Origin of the sequence: Pseudonocardia oroxyli (genome assembly GCF_900102195.1) — a bacterium.
Taxonomy (GTDB): domain Bacteria; phylum Actinomycetota; class Actinomycetes; order Mycobacteriales; family Pseudonocardiaceae; genus Pseudonocardia; species Pseudonocardia oroxyli.
The window spans coordinates 22,402-39,688 of sequence record NZ_FNBE01000003.1 but is presented as its reverse complement, the minus strand read 5'-3'; the positions used below and the strand labels follow the sequence as shown (position 1 = coordinate 39,688).

The window sequence follows — 17,287 nt, the reverse complement described above, 5'->3', positions numbered from 1 at the left end:
CCGTCCTCCTCAGGGGAGGTACCGTCGGGCGCGACTTGCTTGCGCCGGACGGAGCGTCCGACCGGGTGAACCACCCGGTCGGGCGGGCCGCCCGGCGCAGCTTTTCCCCCGGCGATCTCTCCTGCCCGATTTCGGGCGGTGACCGCGGGGCACACATCCGACACTGGATGTGCAGGCGCTTCGTTGCGAGAGGAAGAACCGGACCCGTGAAGACATTCGACGCACTGTTCGACGAGCTCAGCGAGAAGGCGGCCACCCGGCCCGCCGGCTCCGGCACCGTCGCCGCGCTCGAGGCCGGAGTCCATGCGCAGGGCAAGAAGCTCCTCGAGGAGGCGGGCGAGGTCTGGATCGCGGCCGAGCACGAGTCGGACGCCGCGCTCGCCGAGGAGATCTCGCAGTTGCTCTACCGCACCCAGGTGATCATGCTCGGCCGCGGGCTGACCCTCGCCGACGTCTACAAGTACCTCTAGAAACGGATCCGCCCCATGCTTCGCGTCGCCCTCCCGAACAAGGGGACCCTGGCCGAGCCCGCCGCCACGATGATGAAGGAGGCGGGCTACCGGCAGCGGTCGGACTCCCGTGACCTCTCGATGGTCGACGAGGAGAACGGCATCGAGTTCTTCTACCTGCGGCCCAAGGACATCGCCACCTACGTCGGCTCCGGCGACCTGCACCTGGGCGTCACCGGGCACGACCTCATGGAGGAGTCCGGCAGCCAGGTGCAGAAGGTGCTCAAGCTCGGCTTCGGCGCCTCCAAGTTCCGGTTCGCCGCGCCCGAGGGCCGGGACTGGAAGCTCGAGGACCTCGACGGCAAGACGATCGCGACGTCCTACCCGCGGCTGGTGCGCTCGCACCTGTCCGGCAAGCGGATCGGCGCCACGATCATCAAGCTGGACGGCGCCGTCGAGATCTCCGTGCAGCTGGGCCTGGCGGACGCGATCGCGGACGTCGTGTCGTCCGGCCGCACGCTGCGCCAGCACGGGCTGAAGGTCATCGGCGACCCGATCGCCGAGTCCGAGGCCATGCTCATCGAGCGCGAGCCGCGGAACGACCGGATCGAGCCGCAGGAGATCGTCGAGTTCAAGAAGATCTTCTCGGAGCGCATCCGGGGCGTCGTCTACGCCCGCCAGTACCTGATGCTGGACTACGACTGCCCGAAGGTGAAGCTCGAGGCGGCCAAGGAGATCACCCCCGGCCTGCAGTCGCCCACCATCGCGCCGCTGTCGGACCCGGACTGGGTCGCGGTCCGCTCCATGGTGCGCAAGGCGGAGTCGAACAACGTGATGGACAAGCTCGCCGCCGTCGGCGCCCGGGCGATCCTGACCTCGGAGATCCGCAGCTGCCGCGCCGTCGACGGCGGCATGCACTGAACGGGGCTCCGGTGAACGGCGCGGTCGCTCACCAGGTGTGAGCGAGCGCGGCGTTCGCCGGCTCAGCGGCGGCGGACCGTGAGCTCCTGGGCGATGTGGCCTGCGTGGCCGACCTCGTCGAACAGGCGGGCCGTGACGGTTCCGGTGCCCGTGGGGCCGATCACGGTGTGGGCGTCGATGCCGATCCACTCGCCGGTGGGCGGGCGGTGCACGTGCACGCTGAGCTCGGTGTTCACGAAGATCCAGCCGCTCATCGGCAGGGTCGCCGCCACACCGTTCGCCGAGTCGGCGACGGCGGCGAGGCGCTGCAGCGGCGTCGGCTCCTCACCCTCGACCACCGGCACGCGCAGCCGACCCCACGCCGCGCCGGGGCCCAGCTCGTCCCAACGGCCGCCGACCCAGCGCCACTCGACGGCGTCGAGGTAGCCGGGCAGCCAGCCGTCCGGCCGCCCGACCTGGGGCGCGGCGGTCTCCCGGTCGGGGAGCGGGTCCGCCTCGCCCGCCGCGGCCGCCTCGGTGTCGGTGACGGCGAGCCGCCACGCCCGGGCCCGCAGCACGGCCCGCCCGCCCGCCGTCATCTCGGCGGCCAGCAGCTCGATCGTGCGCCCCGGCCGCTCCACCCGGGCCCGCACCTCGACCTCGCCCGTCGGCACCACGCCGAGGATCTCGACGGTGTAGCGGGACAGCTGCAGCGGGTGCGCCGCGGGCACGCGTTCGAAGGCCCGCACGAGCAGCGCGCTCGGCGGCCCGAGGTGCTGGGCGTCGGCGAACCACGGGCCCGCGGTCGAGGCGGTCGCGTGGAAGCGCGCCGCGGCGGGATCGTCGGGGGACTGCTCGAGCAGACGGTAGAAGGGCTCCTCGCTCACGACCCCATCATGCCGCCGGGAGTGCCGAACGGGGCGGTGGGCGCCTCGCCGCGCAGCTCGGGCCACCCGGGGTACGGCGGGGGAGTGCCCTCCCAGGCGGGGCAGAGGGCCTTGTGCGCGCACCACTCGCATGCGGCGCCGCGGCTCGGCCGGAACTCGCCCGTGCGGTCCGCCTCGACGATGGCCGCCCAGATCGCCTCCAGGATCCGGCCGTAGCGCTGCAGCTCCTCGGCGTCCGGCCGGTAGCTGAGCTGCTCGCCGCCGCGGCCCAGGTAGACCAGCCGCAGCTGGGTGGGCACCCGCCCGCGCAGCCGCAGCAACGCCAGCGCGTAGAACTTCATCTGGAACAGGGCGCGGGACTCCCCGGACTCCCGCGGCGCCGCCCCGGACTTGTAGTCGACGATGCGCAGCCCGCCGTCCCCGTCGACGTCCAGCCGGTCGAGGTAGCCCCGCAACGGGACGCCGGACGGCAGCACCGTCTCCACCAGCAGCTCCCGCTCGCCCGGCTCGACCGCGCGAGGGTCCTCCAGAACGAAGTAGGTCTCCAGCAGCTCCTCGGCACTCGTGAGCCAGGCGCCGATGCGGTCGGTGCCGTCCTCCTGCGGTTCCGGGATCACCGCGGCCAGCTCGGGCGCCTCGGTGAGCAGCTCCGCCCACACCCGCGGGAGCAGCGACCGCGCCGCCGCGGGGACCCGCTCCGCGGCGGGCAGGTCGAACAGCCGCTCCAGCACGGCGTGGACCACCGTGCCGCGCAGCGCCGCCGGGCTCGGCGCCTCGGGCAGCCGGTCGACGGCACGGAAGCGGTAGAGCAGCGGGCACTGCTTGAAGTCCGCGGCCCGGGACGGCGACAGTGCGGGGCGCCTGCGCTCGTCCTCGTTCACGGCTCGAACCCTAGGTGAGAACACCGACAGTCCCGGTGGGTAGCGTTGCGCCCCGTGCCCGACTCCGACCTGCAGACCGCCGACCCCGACCTCGACACGCCCGAGACGATCGCGGGGTCCGACGATGCGCCGAGCGGTGGCCGGGCCCGCGGCGGGCCCTTCCGGGAGGGCGACCGCGTCCAGCTGACCGACCCCAAGGGCCGCAAGTACACCGTCGTGCTCGAGGCGGGCGCCAGCTACCACACCCACCGGGGCGCCCTCGCCCACGACGACCTCATCGGCAAGCCGGAGGGCTCGGTCGTCCACTCGGCCGCCAACACCCCCTACCTGGCGCTGCGGCCGCTGCTGGCCGACTACGTGCTGTCGATGCCGCGCGGTGCCGCCGTGATCTACCCCAAGGACGCGGCCCAGATCCTCGTGTGGGGAGACATCTTCCCCGGCGCCCGCGTGCTGGAGGCAGGCGCGGGCTCCGGCGCCCTGACCTGTTCGCTGGTCCAGGCCGTGGGCCCCGCCGGGACGGTCGTCTCGTACGAGATCCGGGAGGACCACGCCGAGCACGCCGATCGCAACGTGCGACGGTTCTTCGGCGACGCGCCACCCAACTGGAGCTTGCGGGTCGGCGACCTTAATACTCACGATTCTCAGGCCGAGCCCTTCGACCGCGTCATCCTGGACATGTTGGCGCCCTGGGAGTGCCTGGAGACGGTGCGGGACACGCTGATCCCGGGCGGCGTGCTCGTCGCGTACGTGGCCACCACCACCCAGCTGTCGACGGTCGTCGAGAAGCTGCGCGAGATGCAGTGCTGGACCGAGCCGCAGGCCTGGGAGTCGCTGGTCAGGCCGTGGCACGTCGTCGGGCTGGCGGTGCGGCCGGAGCACCGCATGATCGGTCACACAGCGTTCCTGGTGACGGCCCGCCGACTGGCCGACGGCGTCGTCCCCCCGCGGCCGCAGCGCAGACCGACCAGTCGCTGAGAGCGTTCGGCCGAGAGGGTGGAACCCTCCGATTACGGGAACCAGACAACGCGATGGCGTCAAGGTGCCGTCCGCGTGAGTGACGGATCACCGAATCGCCTCACCGACGTGGGCCACGCTTACGGGTACCGTATGGAAACGGAACACGGAGGGAGGATGCCGTGAACCCCTACGACGACGGTCCCGGCATGCACCAGCCAGGCGAAGGCGGGGCCCTGTCCCCGGCGGAGGCGGCGGCACAGATCCGCTACCTCGAAGAAGAAGTCGCGATGCTGCGGCGCAAGCTGACCGAGTCCCCCCGACACGCGCGTCTGCTCGAGCAGCGGCTGGCCGAGTCCGCCAGCCGGCTGTCCCAGCTCAGTGCGCGCAACGAGAAGCTCACCGAGACCCTCAAGGAAGCGCGCTCCCAGCTCGTCGCGCTCCGCGAGGAGGTCGACCGCCTCGCCCAGCCGCCCAGCGGCTACGGCGTGTTCCTCACCGCATTCGAGGACAGCACGGTCGACGTGTTCACCTCCGGCCGCCGGATGCGTGTGGCGGTCTCCCCGGCGGTGGAGATCGACACCCTGCGCAGCGGACAGTCCGTGCGGCTGAACGAGGCGCTCACCGTCGTCGAGGCGGGTGACTGGGAGAAGATCGGCGAGGTCTGCGGGCTGCGCGAGGTCCTCTCCGAGCCGACCGAGACCACGGCCGGGCGCGCGCTCGTGGTCGGCAACGCCGACGAGGAGCGGGTCGTCTGGCTCGCGGCCCCGCTGGTGGACGACACCCAGCCGGACTTCGTGGCGCTCAAGCCGGGTGACTCGCTGCTCGTGGACACCAAGGCGGGCTACGCCTACGAGCGGGTCCCGAAGGCCGAGGTCGAGGACCTCGTGCTGGAGGAGGTCCCGGACGTCGGCTACGAGGACATCGGCGGTCTGTTCCGGCAGATCGAGCAGATCCGGGACGCCGTGGAGCTCCCGTTCCTGCACGCCGAGCTGTTCACCGAGTACGAGCTGCGTCCGCCCAAGGGCGTGCTGCTCTACGGCCCGCCCGGCTGCGGCAAGACCCTGATCGCGAAGGCGGTCGCCAACTCGCTGGCCAAGAAGATCGCGGCCCAGCGCGGGGACGACCCCAACGAGGGTCGGGCGTTCTTCCTCAACATCAAGGGCCCGGAGTTGCTCAACAAGTTCGTCGGGGAGACCGAGCGGCACATCCGCCTGATCTTCCAGCGGGCTCGGGAGAAGGCGAGCGCCGGTACGCCGGTGATCGTGTTCTTCGACGAGATGGACTCGATCTTCCGCACCCGTGGCTCGGGTGTGTCCTCGGACGTCGAGACGACGATCGTGCCCCAGCTCCTCGCCGAGATCGACGGCGTCGAGGGCCTGGAGAACGTCATCGTCATCGGCGCCTCGAACCGCGAGGACATGATCGACCCGGCCATCCTGCGGCCCGGCCGGCTCGACGTGAAGATCAAGATCGAGCGTCCGGACGCCGAGGCGGCGCAGGACATCTTCTCGAAGTACATCACCGACACGCTGCCCATCAGCGAGGACGACCTCGCCGAGTTCGGCGGCAACCGCAAGGCGTGCGTGGACGCGCTCATCCAGCGGATCGTCGAGCGGATGTACGACGAGACGGAGGAGAACAGGTTCCTCGAGGTCACCTACGCCAACGGTGACAAGGAGACCCTGTACTTCAAGGACTTCAACTCCGGCGCGATGATCCAGAACATCGTCGACCGCGGGAAGAAGTCCGCGATCAAGTCCGTGCTCGAGACGGGGCAGAAGGGCCTGCGGGTCCAGCACCTGCTCGACGCGATCGTGGACGAGTTCGCCGAGAACGAGGACCTGCCCAACACCACCAACCCGGACGACTGGGCGCGGATCTCCGGCAAGAAGGGCGAGCGGATCGTCTACATCCGCACGCTCGTCACCGGCAAGAACGACGCCACCGGCCGTGCGATCGACACCGCGTCGAACACCGGTCAGTACCTGTAGGTCTCCGCTCACCTCAGCCCCGCTCCGGTTTCCGGGCGGGGCTGCGGTGTGTCCGGGGTCCCCTCCGCAGTCGTGCGCGGCGATGGTCGCTGGAGCGACCATCGCCGCGCACGACGTCGGGGCCGGCCGATCCGTTCAAGCCCGGCCCCCGGCGCCGGCGCTAGCGTCCCCGCCATGGGTTTCCGCAGCACCGCCACCGTGATCGAGATCGTGACCGCCGACCTGGGTGCGGCGCTGGCCTTCTACCGGGCGCTGGGGCTCGACGTGCCCCCCGACTCCGACGACGCCCCCCACGTCGAGGTCCCGCTGCCCGGCGGCAACCGGCTGGCGTTCGACACGGAGTCCACGATCGCGAGCTTCACCGAGGGCTACACCCCGCCCGCCGGTGCGGGCCGGGTCGCCCTCGCCTTCGGCTTCGACACCCCGACCGAGGTGGACGACGCGCACGCCGCGCTGGTCGGAGCGGGTGCCCCGAGCGTCCACGACCCCTTCGACGCCTTCTGGGGCCAGCGCTACGCCACCGTCACGGACCCCGACGGCACCCACGTCGACCTGTTCGCGGCCCTGCCGCAGCCGTGATCACGACGGCCGACCCTCAGTGCCTGGTGATCAAGCCGCACGGTGATCAACAGAGGGTGAGGGTCGAGTGGGGAGCCTGAGGCAGCCCTCAGCCCCTGGTGATCACCGTGCGGCATGGTCACCAGGGGCTGAGGGCGCGCTGGTCAGGTGTGGAGCGCGGCGGGGGTGACGCCGGCGAGGGCGCGGAACTCGCGGGTGAGGTGCGGTTGGTCCGCATACCCGGTTCGTGCCGCGACCTCCGCCGGGGCGACACCCGCGTGCACCAGGCTGCTCGCGGCGCGGAAGCGCAGGACGCGGCGCAGCATCGCCGGGCCGTACCCGTAGACCGCCGTGCACTGGCGGGTCAGGGACCGCGCCGACCACCCGAGCTCGTCGGCGAGGGTGTCGACGCGGGCGCCCGCGGCCAGGCGGGCCGTGACGTGCGCAAGCGCGGGCAGTGCCCACGGGGTGGTGTCGCGGGAGGCGCGGTGGGGCCGGTCCAGTCGGAGGACGGCGCCGAGCAGGGCGTCGGGTGCGGAGCCGCCGGTACCGGGTGCGGTGTCGGGCGCGGTGTCGAGTGCGGCACCGAGGTGGGTCGCGACGGCGGGCGCCACCGCGTCGAGCGGCTCGCGGCGGTCGCGGAGCGCGGACGCGGGTACGCCGAGCAGCCGGGGGAGGACGCCGGGCCGGAAGCGGACGCCCGCGGTCCACTCCGGCGCACCGGTCGTCAGGAACGCGGTCGTGTCCGGGCCCGCCACCGACAGCGTTCCGGCGGACCACAGCAGGTCCATGCAGCCGTCCGGCAGCACGCGCGCGCCCGGCCCGCCGGTCGAGAGCCACGCGCACTCGATCAGCCCGCGCAGCGCGGCGGGCGGCGCGACCTCCCGGTACCGACCGTCCATCGGTCCCCACCGTAGCGGGGTCCGTCCGAGGGCGGGACGCGGAGAACTCGCGTGGCCGGTCCGGGGGACTCGCGTGTTCGGAGTGGGGGACTCGCGGGGCTGGGGTGGGGGACTCGCGGAACCACGAGGGCCCGCCCACCGTGTGGTGGACGGGCCCCGGAGGTGTGCGGATCAGGCGGTGCGGAGCACGGCCTCGATCTCGAGGGTGAGCTGCACCTTCTCGCCCACGACCACGCCGCCGCCGTCCATCGGCATCGAGATGTCGACGCCGAAGTCGTTGCGGTTGATGGTGGTGGTGGCGGTGAAGCCGGCGCGGGTGCCGCCGTAGGCGTCCGGGCCGAAGCCGCCGATCTCCAGGTAGAGGGAGACGGGCTTGGTGACGCCCTTGATCGTCAGGTCACCGTCGAGCTTGTAGTCCGAGCCGTCGGTGGTGATGGCGGTCGAGACGAACGTCCACTCCGGGTACTTCTCGGTCTCGAAGAAGTCCGCGGACTTGATGTGCCCGTCCCGCTGCTCGTTGTTGGTGTCGATGGAGGTGGCGTCCAGTGCCGCGGTGACGGTGGAGGACTCGAAGGTCTCACCGGTCACGATGGTGCCGCTGAACTGCGAAATGCGACCCTTGACCTTGCTGACCATCATGTGGCGCACGGAGAAGGAGACGTCCGAGTGGACCGGGTCGATGTCCCACGTGCCGACGACGTATCCGGGGATCTGGGTGGCGGCGGTCATGCTGACTCCTGTAGTACTTGAACTCTCAGCTGTTGAAAGTGACCCTAGACCTCTGATCTTGAGTGCTCAACTATAGTGAGGGTGATGTGGACCACACACGGTGGCTGGACGATCACGAGCAGGAGACGTGGCGCGCCTTCCTGACGGCGAACCGGTTGCTGTTCGAGCGGGTCGAGCGGCAGCTGCAGAACGAAGCGCGGATGCCGCACGCGTACTACGAGATCCTGGTCCGACTCTCGGAGGCGCCCGATCGTACGCTCCGGATGAGCCGGCTGGCCGACACGTCGCTGTCGAGCCGCAGCAGGCTGAGCCACGCGGTGGCCCGGCTGGAGCAGGCGGGGTGGGTCGAGCGCACGGCGTGCGAGACCGACCGGCGCGGCGCCTGGGCCCGGCTGACCGACGCGGGCCAGGCGGCCCTGGAGGCGGCCGCGCCCGGACATGTCGAGACCGTCCGGTCCGTCCTGTTCGACGCGCTGACCCCGGCGCAGGTCACGGCGCTGAACGAGATCTCGGTGGCGCTCGTCGACCACCTCGTCGACGCGCCGGTCTGGCCTGCGGAGAACGACCGCGACTGCCCGGAGGCGGGCTGAGAGTGTGCCTCGGGCCACCGGCCCCGACGTGCAGCGGAACACAGTCCTAGGCTGGTGGCATGTCTCGTTTCGACGTCGTCGTACTCGGTGCCGGTCCCGGTGGTTACGTGGCAGCGATCCGCGCTGCACAGCTCGGCAAGAGCGTGGCGATCATCGAGCAGAAGTACTGGGGCGGGGTCTGCCTGAACGTCGGCTGCATCCCGTCGAAGGCGCTGCTGCGCAACGCGGAGATCGCGCACATCGTCCAGAAGGAGCAGAAGACCTTCGGCATCACCGGGGAGGTCTCCTTCGACTACGGGGTGGCGTTCGACCGCAGCCGGTCCGTCGCGGACGGCCGGGTCAAGGGCGTCCACTTCCTGATGAAGAAGAACAAGATCACCGAGTTCGACGGCAAGGGCACGTTCACCGACCCGCACACCATCGAGGTGGAGCTGTCGAAGGGCGGCACCGAGACGATCGAGTTCGAGAACGCCATCATCGCCACCGGCGCCACCACCCGGCTGCTCCCCGGCACGAGCCTCTCCGAGCGCGTCGTCACCTACGAGGAGCAGATCACCACGCGTGAGCTGCCCGGCAGCGTGATCATCGCGGGTGCGGGCGCGATCGGGGTCGAGTTCGCCTACGTGCTCAGCAACTACGGCGTGAAGGTCACGATCGTCGAGTTCCTGGACCGGCTGCTGCCGCTCGAGGACGCGGACGTGTCCAAGGAGCTGGCCAAGCAGTACAAGAAGCTGGGTGTCGAGGTCCTCACCAAGACCAGGGTCGAGAAGATCGACGACTCCGGCGACCAGGTCACCGTCACCGTGTCCGACGCCAAGGGCACCCGGGACCTGCACGCGGACAAGGTGGTGCAGGCGATCGGCTTCGTGCCGCGGGTCGAGGGCTACGGCCTGGAGAAGACCGGCGTCGAGCTGACCGAGCGCAAGGCCATCAAGATCGACGAGACCATGCGCACGTCGGTGCCGCACATCTTCGCGATCGGGGACGTCACCGCGAAGCTGATGCTGGCCCACGTCGGCGAGGCCCAGGGCGTCGTCGCGGCCGAGACCATCGCGGGCGCGGAGACGATGGGCTTCGGTGCGCAGGAGTACGCGATGATGCCGCGCGCCACCTTCTGCCAGCCGCAGGTCGCCAGCTTCGGCTACACCGAGGCGCAGGCCCAGGAGCTCGCGGCGGAGAAGGGCTGGAAGGTCAAGACCGTCTCCTTCCCGTTCACCGCGAACGGCAAGGCCCACGGCCTGGCCGAGCCCTACGGGTTCGTGAAGCTGATCGCGGACGAGACCTACGGCGAGCTGCTGGGCGGGCACCTGATCGGCCCGGAGGTGACCGAGCTGCTGCCCGAGCTCACCCTCGCGCAGAAGTGGGACCTCACCGCCGCCGAGCTGGGGCGCAACGTCCACGCCCACCCGACGCTGTCGGAGGCCCTGCAGGAGTGCTTCCACGGCCTCGGCGGCCACATGATCAACTTCTGAGTCTCTCCGCAGCTCAGACCTCGTGAGCGGTGATCGTCGCCAGAGCGACGATCACCGCTCACGGGGGGTGGGCAGGGCCTCGGCGAGCAGGCGGCTGTCCGGGGCGAACGGTCCGGCGAGCAGCGTCCGCAGCTCCGCGCGGGACACCCACCGGCCCTCCGCCACCTCCGACGACTGGTGGACGACCGGACCGTGCCACTGAGCGGTCCAGGCGAACAGGTGACAGCGCAGGCCCTCGGGTCCACCCAGGCCCGGGCCCGGGCCGGACTCCCACGCCGCGGAGTGCAGGAACTCCAGGGCGACCCCGTGCACGCCCAGCTCCTCGCCGAGCTCGCGGACGGCGGTGTCGTAGGGGTCCTCGCCCGCGTCGACCACCCCGCCCGCGACGCAGTCCCACAGCCCGGGCATGACCTGCTTGGTGTCCGCACGCCGGTGCGCGTAGACGAGGTCGCCGTCGCAGAGGATCACTCCGGCGGAGCCGTGCCACAGCGAACGGGCGTACACCTCCGTCCGAGTGGCGGAGCCGACCACCTCCCCGAAAGGGGAGTAGACCGCGATGATCTCGTCCATCCGGTCATCCTGCCGATGTGTCCCCCGCCACGAGCGCGTAGGGATGGAGGCATGGGTGGAAACAGGATCGTCGTCTACAAGGAGCCAGGGGTCGTCGCGGTCGAGGACCACGACATGCCGAAGCTGGAGGTACCCGCCGACGTGGCGTCGGCGATGGGGATGAGCCGCGAGGCGCCCCACGCCGTGATCCTCAAGTGCGTCTCGACGAACATCTGCGGCTCCGACCAGCACATGGTCCGCGGCCGCACCACCGCCCCGCCCGGGCAGACCCTCGGGCACGAGATCACCGGCGAGGTGGTCGAGAAGGGGTCCGACGTGCAGTTCCTCCAGATCGGCGACATCGTGACGGTCCCGTTCAACATCGCGTGCGGGCGCTGTCGGAACTGCCGCGCCGGTGACACGGGGGTCTGCCTGAACGTGAACCCGGGCCGCGCGGGATCGGCCTACGGCTACGTCGACATGGGCGGCTGGGAGGGCGGCCAGGCGGACTTCGTGATGGTGCCCTTCGCCGACTTCAACCTGCTGAGGTTCCCGGACCGGGACGCGGCGCTGGCCAAGATCCGCGATCTCACGATGCTGTCGGACATCTTCCCGACGGGCTACCACGGCGCCTACACCGCGGGCGTGACGACCGGGTCCACGGTGTACGTGGCCGGCGCCGGACCCGTCGGGCTCGCCGCCGCCTACTCCGCGCAGCTGCTCGGGGCTGCGGTCGTGATCGTCGGGGACCTGAACGCGGAGCGGCTCGCGCAGGCGCGCTCGTTCGGCTGCGAGACCGTGGACGTCGGGCAGGACGCCACGCTCGAGGACCAGGTCGCGCAGATCCTGGACACCAACGAGGTCGACTGCGCGGTCGACGCCGTGGGGTTCGAGGCGAGCGGCCACGGCGGCGCCGAGGAGCGACCCGCCCAGGTGCTCAACGACATCATGACGATCACCCGGGCCGCCGGTCGGCTCGGCATCCCGGGCCTCTACGTCACGGGCGACCCCGGCGCGTCGGACCCGGACGCCAAGGAGGGCACGCTCAAGGTCCGGCTGGGTCTGGGCTGGGCGAAGAGCCACAGCCTCACCACGGGACAGTGCCCGGTGCTCAAGTACAACCGCGGCCTGATGATGTCGATCCTGCACGACAAGGCGCACATCGCGGACGCCGTGAACGCCACGGTGATCGGCCTGGAGGACGCCCCGCGCGGCTACCAGGAGTTCGACCGGGGCGCGGCACGGAAGTACGTCCTCGACCCGCACGGCATGGTCCCCGCCGCCTAGCGCCCCCGCCTCGTGACGGCGAGGACGTGGTGACCCGCCCGGGAAGCCCGCGGGCGGGTTAGGCTCGGCGGATGCCGCACTGCACAGGGGGAACCGCGTGACCGCACGCCGCATCATGGGCACCGAGGTCGAGTACGGCATCTCCGTGCCGGGCGACCCGACCGCCAACCCGGTCATCACCTCCACCCAGATCGTGCTCGCCTACGCCGCCGCGCAGGACATCCCGCGCAGCAGGCGGGCGCGCTGGGACTACGAGGTGGAGTCCCCACTGCGGGACGCGCGCGGTTTCGACCTGTCCGCGCCGTCGGTGTCGAGCCACGGGAACGAGTCGGAGCTGGACGACCTCGGCGCGGCCAACGTCATCCTCACCAACGGTGCCCGGCTCTACGTCGACCACGCCCACCCCGAGTTCTCCACGCCCGAGGTGCTCACGCCGCGCGCCGTCGTCGCGTGGGACAAGGCGGGGGAGCGGGTGATGGAGGAGGCCGCCGAGCGCGCCGCCACCGTCCCCGGCGCCCCGCGCATCCAGCTCTACAAGAACAACGTCGACGGCAAGGGCGCGAGCTACGGGTCGCACGAGAACTACCTGATGGCCCGCCAGACCACATTCCCGGCGATCGTCGGCGGCCTCACCCCGTTCTTCACCTCCCGCCAGGTCGTGACGGGGGCGGGGCGGGTCGGCATCGGCGCCCAGGGCGACGGGGACGGCTACCAGCTCTCCCAGCGCGCCGACTACATCGAGGTCGAGGTCGGCCTGGAGACCACCCTCAAGCGCGGGATCATCAACACCCGGGACGAGCCGCACGCGGACGCGGACAAGTATCGCCGGCTGCACGTCATCATCGGCGACGCGAACATGAGCGAGTACTCCACGCTGCTCAAGGTCGGCACCACCGCCCTGGTCCTCGACATGATCGAGAACGGCGTGCGGTTCGACGAGCTGCGCCTCGCCGAGCCCGTCCGCGCGGTGCACCAGATCAGCCACGACCCGTCGCTGCGGCAGAAGGTCGAGCTGACCGACGGCCGCAAGCTGACCGGCGTCGAGCTGCAGTGGCTCTACCACGAGAAGGCCGCCAAGCACGTCGAGAACACCCAGGGTGCGGACGTCGACGCGGACACCGCGGAGATCCTGCAGCTGTGGGGCGAGGTCCTGGAGGACCTGGGCGACGACCCGATGAAGACGGCGGACCGGCTGGACTGGACGGCCAAGCTCCAGCTGCTGGAGGGCTACCGCCGCCGGGACGACCTGGAGTGGGGCGCCGGGCGGCTGCACCTGGTCGACCTGCAGTACACCGACGTGCGGATGGCGAAGGGCCTGTACAACCGGCTCGTCACCCGCGGGTCGATGAAGCGGCTGGTCACCGAGGACGAGATCGAGAACGCCATCCAGAACCCGCCGGAGGACACCCGCGCCTACTTCCGCGGCCGGTGCCTGGAGCGGTACCCGGCCGCGGTGGCCGCGGCGAGCTGGGACTCGGTCATCTTCGACCTGGGCCGCGAGTCGCTCGTCCGGATCCCCACGCTGGAGCCCCTGCGGGGCACGCGCCGCCACGTCGGGGAGCTCATCGACCGCAGCACCACCGCGGAGGAGCTGGTCACCGCCCTCACGAAGGGCTAGCCGGGCGAGTCATCTGTTCGCAACCGGCGAACCATGGGCGGGGGAGCCCCCCGCCAAGTAGGCTGAATCCATCGGACCACGGCGTCCACCTGGCACGACGGTGCCCGGGGGCGTCGCGGACTCGGTGACGAGGGAGGGTCATGTCCCAGGAGCAGACCAAGCGCCAGGGCGGCGGCGGCGGAGACGACGACGAGGGCGCGGACGCGTCCGCGGCGGGCCAGGAGCGCCGCGAGAAGCTCGGCGAGGACGTGGACACGATCCTCGACGAGATCGACGACGTGCTCGAGGAGAACGCGGAGGACTTCGTCCGCGCCTACGTGCAGAAGGGCGGCGAGTAGCCGTCCCGCGGCGGGCCGGTCCTGCGGGACCGGCCCGTTCCCCTATCCACCCAGCTGCACCGATGAGGAGAGGCACGCACTTCACCATGGAGTTCCGCGAGGGCATCCCCGGGCCCGCGGTCGGTCGTACGACCCCCGAGCTGGGGCACCACGCCGCTTTCGCCGCGCTCGGCGAGACGTCGTTCCGCAACTACCTGGCCGCGTCCCGGCCGGACCTGCTCCCCACCCCGCCCCAGTTCGACGCACCCCGGGTCTCCGGCGGCGCGAGCCCCGAGGCGCTGGGCGTGCCGCACGGGACCACGATCGTCGCGCTGCAGTTCGCCGACGGCGTCGTGATCGCCGGTGACCGCCGCGCGACCAGCGGGAACGTCATCGCGCAGCGGGACATCGAGAAGATCTTCATCACCGACTCGCACTCCGCGGTGGGTATCGCGGGCTCCGCGGGCATCGCGATCGAGATGGTCCGGCTCTACACCGTCGAGCTGGAGCACTACGAGAAGATCGAGGGCGTCCAGATGTCCCTCGACGGCAAGGCCAACCGCCTCGCCGGCTTCGTGCGGAACAACCTGGGCGCGGCCATGCAGGGCTTCGTCGTGGTGCCGCTGTTCGCCGGCTACGACACCGACGAGCCGGACCCGGCCAAGGCCGGCCGCATCGTCACCTACGACCCCACGGGCGGTCGGTACGACGAGTGGCTCGGCTACCACGCCGTCGGCTCCGGCTCGGTGTTCGCCAAGTCGTCGCTGAAGAAGCTGCACAAGACCTCGGCGGACCTCGCCACCACCGTGCGCACCGCCGTCGAGGCGCTCTACGACGCGGCGGACGACGACACGGCGACCGGCGGGCCGGACGTCGTGCGCAAGATCTGGCCGGTGGTCGTGTCGATCACCGGTGCCGAGGGCGCGGTGCGCCGCTCGGAGGAGGAGATCGCGGGCGTCGTGCAGCAGATCATCACGGACCGGGCCGAGAACCCGGGCGGCTGAGTCACTCGTAAGGAGCACTTGTCATGACGATGCCGTTCTACTCCTCCGTCGACCAGCTGCTGCGGGACCGCTCGGAGATCGCCCGCAAGGGCATCTCCCGCGGCCGCAGCGTGGTCATCTCGTCGTTCTCCGGCGGCGTGCTGTTCGTCGCGGAGAACCACTCCAGCGCCCTGAACAAGGTCTCGGAGATCTACGACCGGATCGGGTTCGCCGCCGTCGGCCGGTACAACGAGCTGGAGGGCCTGCGCACCGCGGGCATCCGGCTCGCGGACTCCCGCGGCTTCTCCTACGACCGCCGGGACGTGACCGGGCGGTGGCTCGCGAACACCTACGCCCAGTTCATCGGCGCGGCGTTCATCGAGCAGCAGAAGCCCTACGAGGTCGAGATCTGTGTGGCCGAGGTGGGCGCCACCCAGGAGCACGACCAGCTCTACCGGATCACCTACGACGGCTCGATCCTCGACGAGCCGCACTACGTGGTGATGGGCGGGCAGACCGAGCCGATCTCCACCAAGCTCAAGGACACCTACGACCCCGGGCTGGACCTGAACGGCGCGCTGGCCGCCGCGCTGGAGGGCCTGCAGGTCCCCGGCGCCGCCCCCGGGAACGGGAACAGCGGCGAGGCCCGGGTGCTGGGGGAGAGCGCGCTGGAGGTGGCGGTGCTGGACCGCGGCCGCCCGGGGCGCTCGTTCCGGCGCATCCAGGGCGCGGTCCTGCGGGGCCTGCTGCCCGCCGCGAACCGCGGCGAGCAGTCCGAGGACCTCGACGTCCGCGGCGGGGACGACGCCCCGGCGGGCGGGGTCCCCGCTGAGTGACGCACGCGTGAGCGAGGCGCGGGCCCGCCTGCCGCGGCGGCGGCAGGCGGACCTGCACCTCCCCGCCGACCGGGACCCGCTGGCCGTGCTGGAGAGCCAGCACAGCAGGCGGCTCGCCGATCTCGTGCCGGTGCGGATCGGCCGGATGCTGCAGTCGCCGTTCGCCTTCTACCGGGGTTCGGCCGCCGTGATGGCGGCGGACCTGCGGGCCGCGCCCTCGACCGGTGTCGACGTGGTGCTCTGCGGGGACGCGCACATCTCGAACTTCGGGTTCTACGCCTCTCCCGAACGCGAGCTGGTCTTCGACCTCAACGACTTCGACGAGGCCGGGATCGGCCCGTGGGAGTGGGACGTCCGCAGGCTGGCGGCGAGCGTGCACGTCGGCGGCCGGGACCTGGGGCTGTCCGAGGAGCGCTGCACGGAGGCCGTCGTGGCGGCGGTCGAGTCGTACCGCACCACGCTGCGGGAGTTCGTGCAGCTCTCGGCGGTGGAGCGGTACTTCTTCCGGGTGGACACCTCCACGGTGGCCGAGCGGTTCGGCGAGGTGGGGCGGCGGACGCTGCGCAAGGTCACCGAGAAGGCCCGCACCCGGACGTCGGAGCAGGTGCTGCGCAAGCTGGCCTGCCGGGTCGGCGAGGGTGGCCTGCGGATCGTCGACCAGCCGCCGGTGCTGCGCCACGTCGACCACGCGGACCTGCGGTCCCTCGCCGGGCTGTTCGACCAGTACCGCAGCACCCTGCGCGAGGACACCGCGCACCTGCTCGCGCAGTTCCGGCCCGTGGACTTCGCGCTGCGGGTGGTCGGGGTGGGCAGCGTCGGCACCCGGTGCTACCTGATCGCGTTCGAGGGACCGACGGGCGAGGTGCTGTTCCTGCAGGCCAAGGAGGCGCCGCCGTCGGTGCTCACCAGCCACGGCGGGCAGGCGTGCGTCGTGCCCGGGTACGAGGGCGAGCGGGCGCACACCGAGGGCCACCGGGTGGTCGCGGCGCAGCGGATCCTGCAGGCCACGTCGGACCCGTTCCTCGGGTGGATCACCGGCTGGGCGGGCGACACGCCGGGCCGACCCCGGGTCGACTACTACTGGCGCCAGTTCCGCGACATGAAGGGCTCGATCGACCCGGCCTCCCTGAGCCCGTCCGGGTTCTCCGCGTACGGGGCGCTGTGCGCGGCCCTGCTCGCCCGGGCCCACGGCCAGTCCCACCGGGCGGCCGAGGTGGCGGCATACCTCGGGGCGTCGGAGCGGTTCTCCGTGGCGACCGCGAGGTGGGCGGCGGCGTACGCGGACGTGGCCGAGCAGGACTTCGACGCCGTCGGCAAGGCGGTCGCGGCGGGCAGGCTGCCGATCGAGGTGGGCGTGTAGGTCGTGCGTGGTAAGTGGTGC

General features: G+C 71.4%; 18 protein-coding genes. 13 read left to right on the top strand and 5 right to left on the bottom strand.

Going from position 1 to position 17,287, the window contains the following annotated elements:
- The first annotated feature begins 206 nt into the window (after positions 1–206).
- Positions 207–470: a phosphoribosyl-ATP diphosphatase gene (locus tag BLS43_RS05215; protein ID WP_218129716.1), complete on the top strand. Its 264-nt coding sequence runs from the start codon at positions 207–209 to the stop codon at positions 468–470.
- 15 nt (positions 471–485) lie between these two features.
- Positions 486–1,370, top strand: coding sequence for an ATP phosphoribosyltransferase (hisG, locus tag BLS43_RS05210; protein ID WP_093077599.1), 885 nt, complete (start codon positions 486–488; stop codon positions 1,368–1,370).
- A gap of 62 nt (positions 1,371–1,432) precedes the next feature.
- Here hisG and BLS43_RS05205 read toward each other — a convergent pair whose 3' ends face one another.
- Both BLS43_RS05205 and BLS43_RS05200 read right to left on the bottom strand, forming a co-directional pair.
- Positions 1,433–2,236: a thioesterase family protein gene (locus BLS43_RS05205; RefSeq protein ID WP_176921180.1), complete on the bottom strand. Its 804-nt coding sequence runs from the start codon at positions 2,234–2,236 to the stop codon at positions 1,433–1,435.
- On the bottom strand, positions 2,233–3,117 hold the full coding sequence (locus tag BLS43_RS05200) for a RecB family exonuclease (RefSeq protein WP_245707311.1): 885 nt from the start codon (positions 3,115–3,117) through the stop codon (positions 2,233–2,235). Before BLS43_RS05200 ends, BLS43_RS05205 begins: the two co-directional genes overlap by 4 nt.
- 108 nt (positions 3,118–3,225) lie before the next feature.
- Here BLS43_RS05200 and BLS43_RS05195 point away from each other — a divergent pair, with 108 nt between their 5' ends.
- The 3 genes from BLS43_RS05195 (at position 3,226) to BLS43_RS05185 (ending at position 6,644) form a co-directional block, all read left to right on the top strand.
- The gene (locus BLS43_RS05195) at positions 3,226–4,092 is read left to right on the top strand and encodes a tRNA (adenine-N1)-methyltransferase (RefSeq protein WP_093078466.1); all 867 of its coding nucleotides are present in this window, start codon (positions 3,226–3,228) and stop codon (positions 4,090–4,092) included.
- A 188-nt stretch (positions 4,093–4,280) separates the two neighbouring features.
- Positions 4,281–6,065 (top strand): proteasome ATPase, encoded by a 1,785-nt coding sequence (gene arc, locus BLS43_RS05190; protein WP_093078463.1) that lies wholly within the window; start codon positions 4,281–4,283, stop codon positions 6,063–6,065.
- A 174-nt stretch (positions 6,066–6,239) separates the two neighbouring features.
- Positions 6,240–6,644, top strand: a complete 405-nt coding sequence (locus BLS43_RS05185; protein ID WP_093077593.1) for a VOC family protein — start codon at positions 6,240–6,242, stop codon at positions 6,642–6,644.
- Between the two features lie 143 nt (positions 6,645–6,787).
- On the opposite strand, the gene BLS43_RS05180 is transcribed toward BLS43_RS05185, so the two are convergent.
- Together BLS43_RS05180 and BLS43_RS05175 are read right to left on the bottom strand one after the other, a co-directional pair.
- The gene (locus BLS43_RS05180; RefSeq protein WP_093077591.1) at positions 6,788–7,525 is read right to left on the bottom strand and encodes a helix-turn-helix domain-containing protein; all 738 of its coding nucleotides are present in this window, start codon (positions 7,523–7,525) and stop codon (positions 6,788–6,790) included.
- A 171-nt stretch (positions 7,526–7,696) separates the two neighbouring features.
- Positions 7,697–8,254, bottom strand: coding sequence for a YceI family protein (locus tag BLS43_RS05175; RefSeq protein WP_093077588.1), 558 nt, complete (start codon positions 8,252–8,254; stop codon positions 7,697–7,699).
- Between the two features lie 86 nt (positions 8,255–8,340).
- Here BLS43_RS05175 and BLS43_RS05170 point away from each other — a divergent pair, with 86 nt between their 5' ends.
- Positions 8,341–8,844 (top strand): MarR family winged helix-turn-helix transcriptional regulator, encoded by a 504-nt coding sequence (locus tag BLS43_RS05170; protein ID WP_093077585.1) that lies wholly within the window; start codon positions 8,341–8,343, stop codon positions 8,842–8,844.
- Positions 8,845–8,903: 59 nt separating this feature from the next.
- Positions 8,904–10,316, top strand: coding sequence for a dihydrolipoyl dehydrogenase (gene lpdA, locus BLS43_RS05165; RefSeq protein ID WP_093077583.1), 1,413 nt, complete (start codon positions 8,904–8,906; stop codon positions 10,314–10,316).
- 51 nt (positions 10,317–10,367) lie between these two features.
- Here the strand turns inward: lpdA and BLS43_RS05160 are convergent, their stop codons facing one another.
- Complete coding sequence (locus BLS43_RS05160) at positions 10,368–10,886, bottom strand: NUDIX domain-containing protein (protein ID WP_093077580.1); 519 nt, start codon at positions 10,884–10,886, stop codon at positions 10,368–10,370.
- A gap of 51 nt (positions 10,887–10,937) precedes the next feature.
- Between BLS43_RS05160 and fdhA the strand changes: the two genes are divergently transcribed.
- The 6 genes from fdhA (at position 10,938) to BLS43_RS05130 (ending at position 17,266) form a co-directional block, all read left to right on the top strand.
- Positions 10,938–12,152, top strand: a complete 1,215-nt coding sequence (gene fdhA, locus BLS43_RS05155; RefSeq protein WP_093077577.1) for a formaldehyde dehydrogenase, glutathione-independent — start codon at positions 10,938–10,940, stop codon at positions 12,150–12,152.
- 115 nt (positions 12,153–12,267) lie between these two features.
- Positions 12,268–13,770, top strand: a complete 1,503-nt coding sequence (gene dop, locus BLS43_RS05150; protein ID WP_093078461.1) for a depupylase/deamidase Dop — start codon at positions 12,268–12,270, stop codon at positions 13,768–13,770.
- Positions 13,771–13,910: 140 nt separating this feature from the next.
- Positions 13,911–14,108: a ubiquitin-like protein Pup gene (locus tag BLS43_RS05145; RefSeq protein WP_093077575.1), complete on the top strand. Its 198-nt coding sequence runs from the start codon at positions 13,911–13,913 to the stop codon at positions 14,106–14,108.
- A gap of 86 nt (positions 14,109–14,194) precedes the next feature.
- Positions 14,195–15,091 (top strand): proteasome subunit beta, encoded by an 897-nt coding sequence (gene prcB / locus BLS43_RS05140; protein WP_093077572.1) that lies wholly within the window; start codon positions 14,195–14,197, stop codon positions 15,089–15,091.
- 23 nt (positions 15,092–15,114) lie between these two features.
- Positions 15,115–15,906, top strand: coding sequence for a proteasome subunit alpha (prcA, locus tag BLS43_RS05135; protein ID WP_093077569.1), 792 nt, complete (start codon positions 15,115–15,117; stop codon positions 15,904–15,906).
- 7 nt (positions 15,907–15,913) lie between these two features.
- Complete coding sequence (locus BLS43_RS05130) at positions 15,914–17,266, top strand: DUF2252 domain-containing protein (RefSeq protein ID WP_218129715.1); 1,353 nt, start codon at positions 15,914–15,916, stop codon at positions 17,264–17,266.
- The last annotated feature ends 21 nt before the right edge of the window (positions 17,267–17,287 follow it).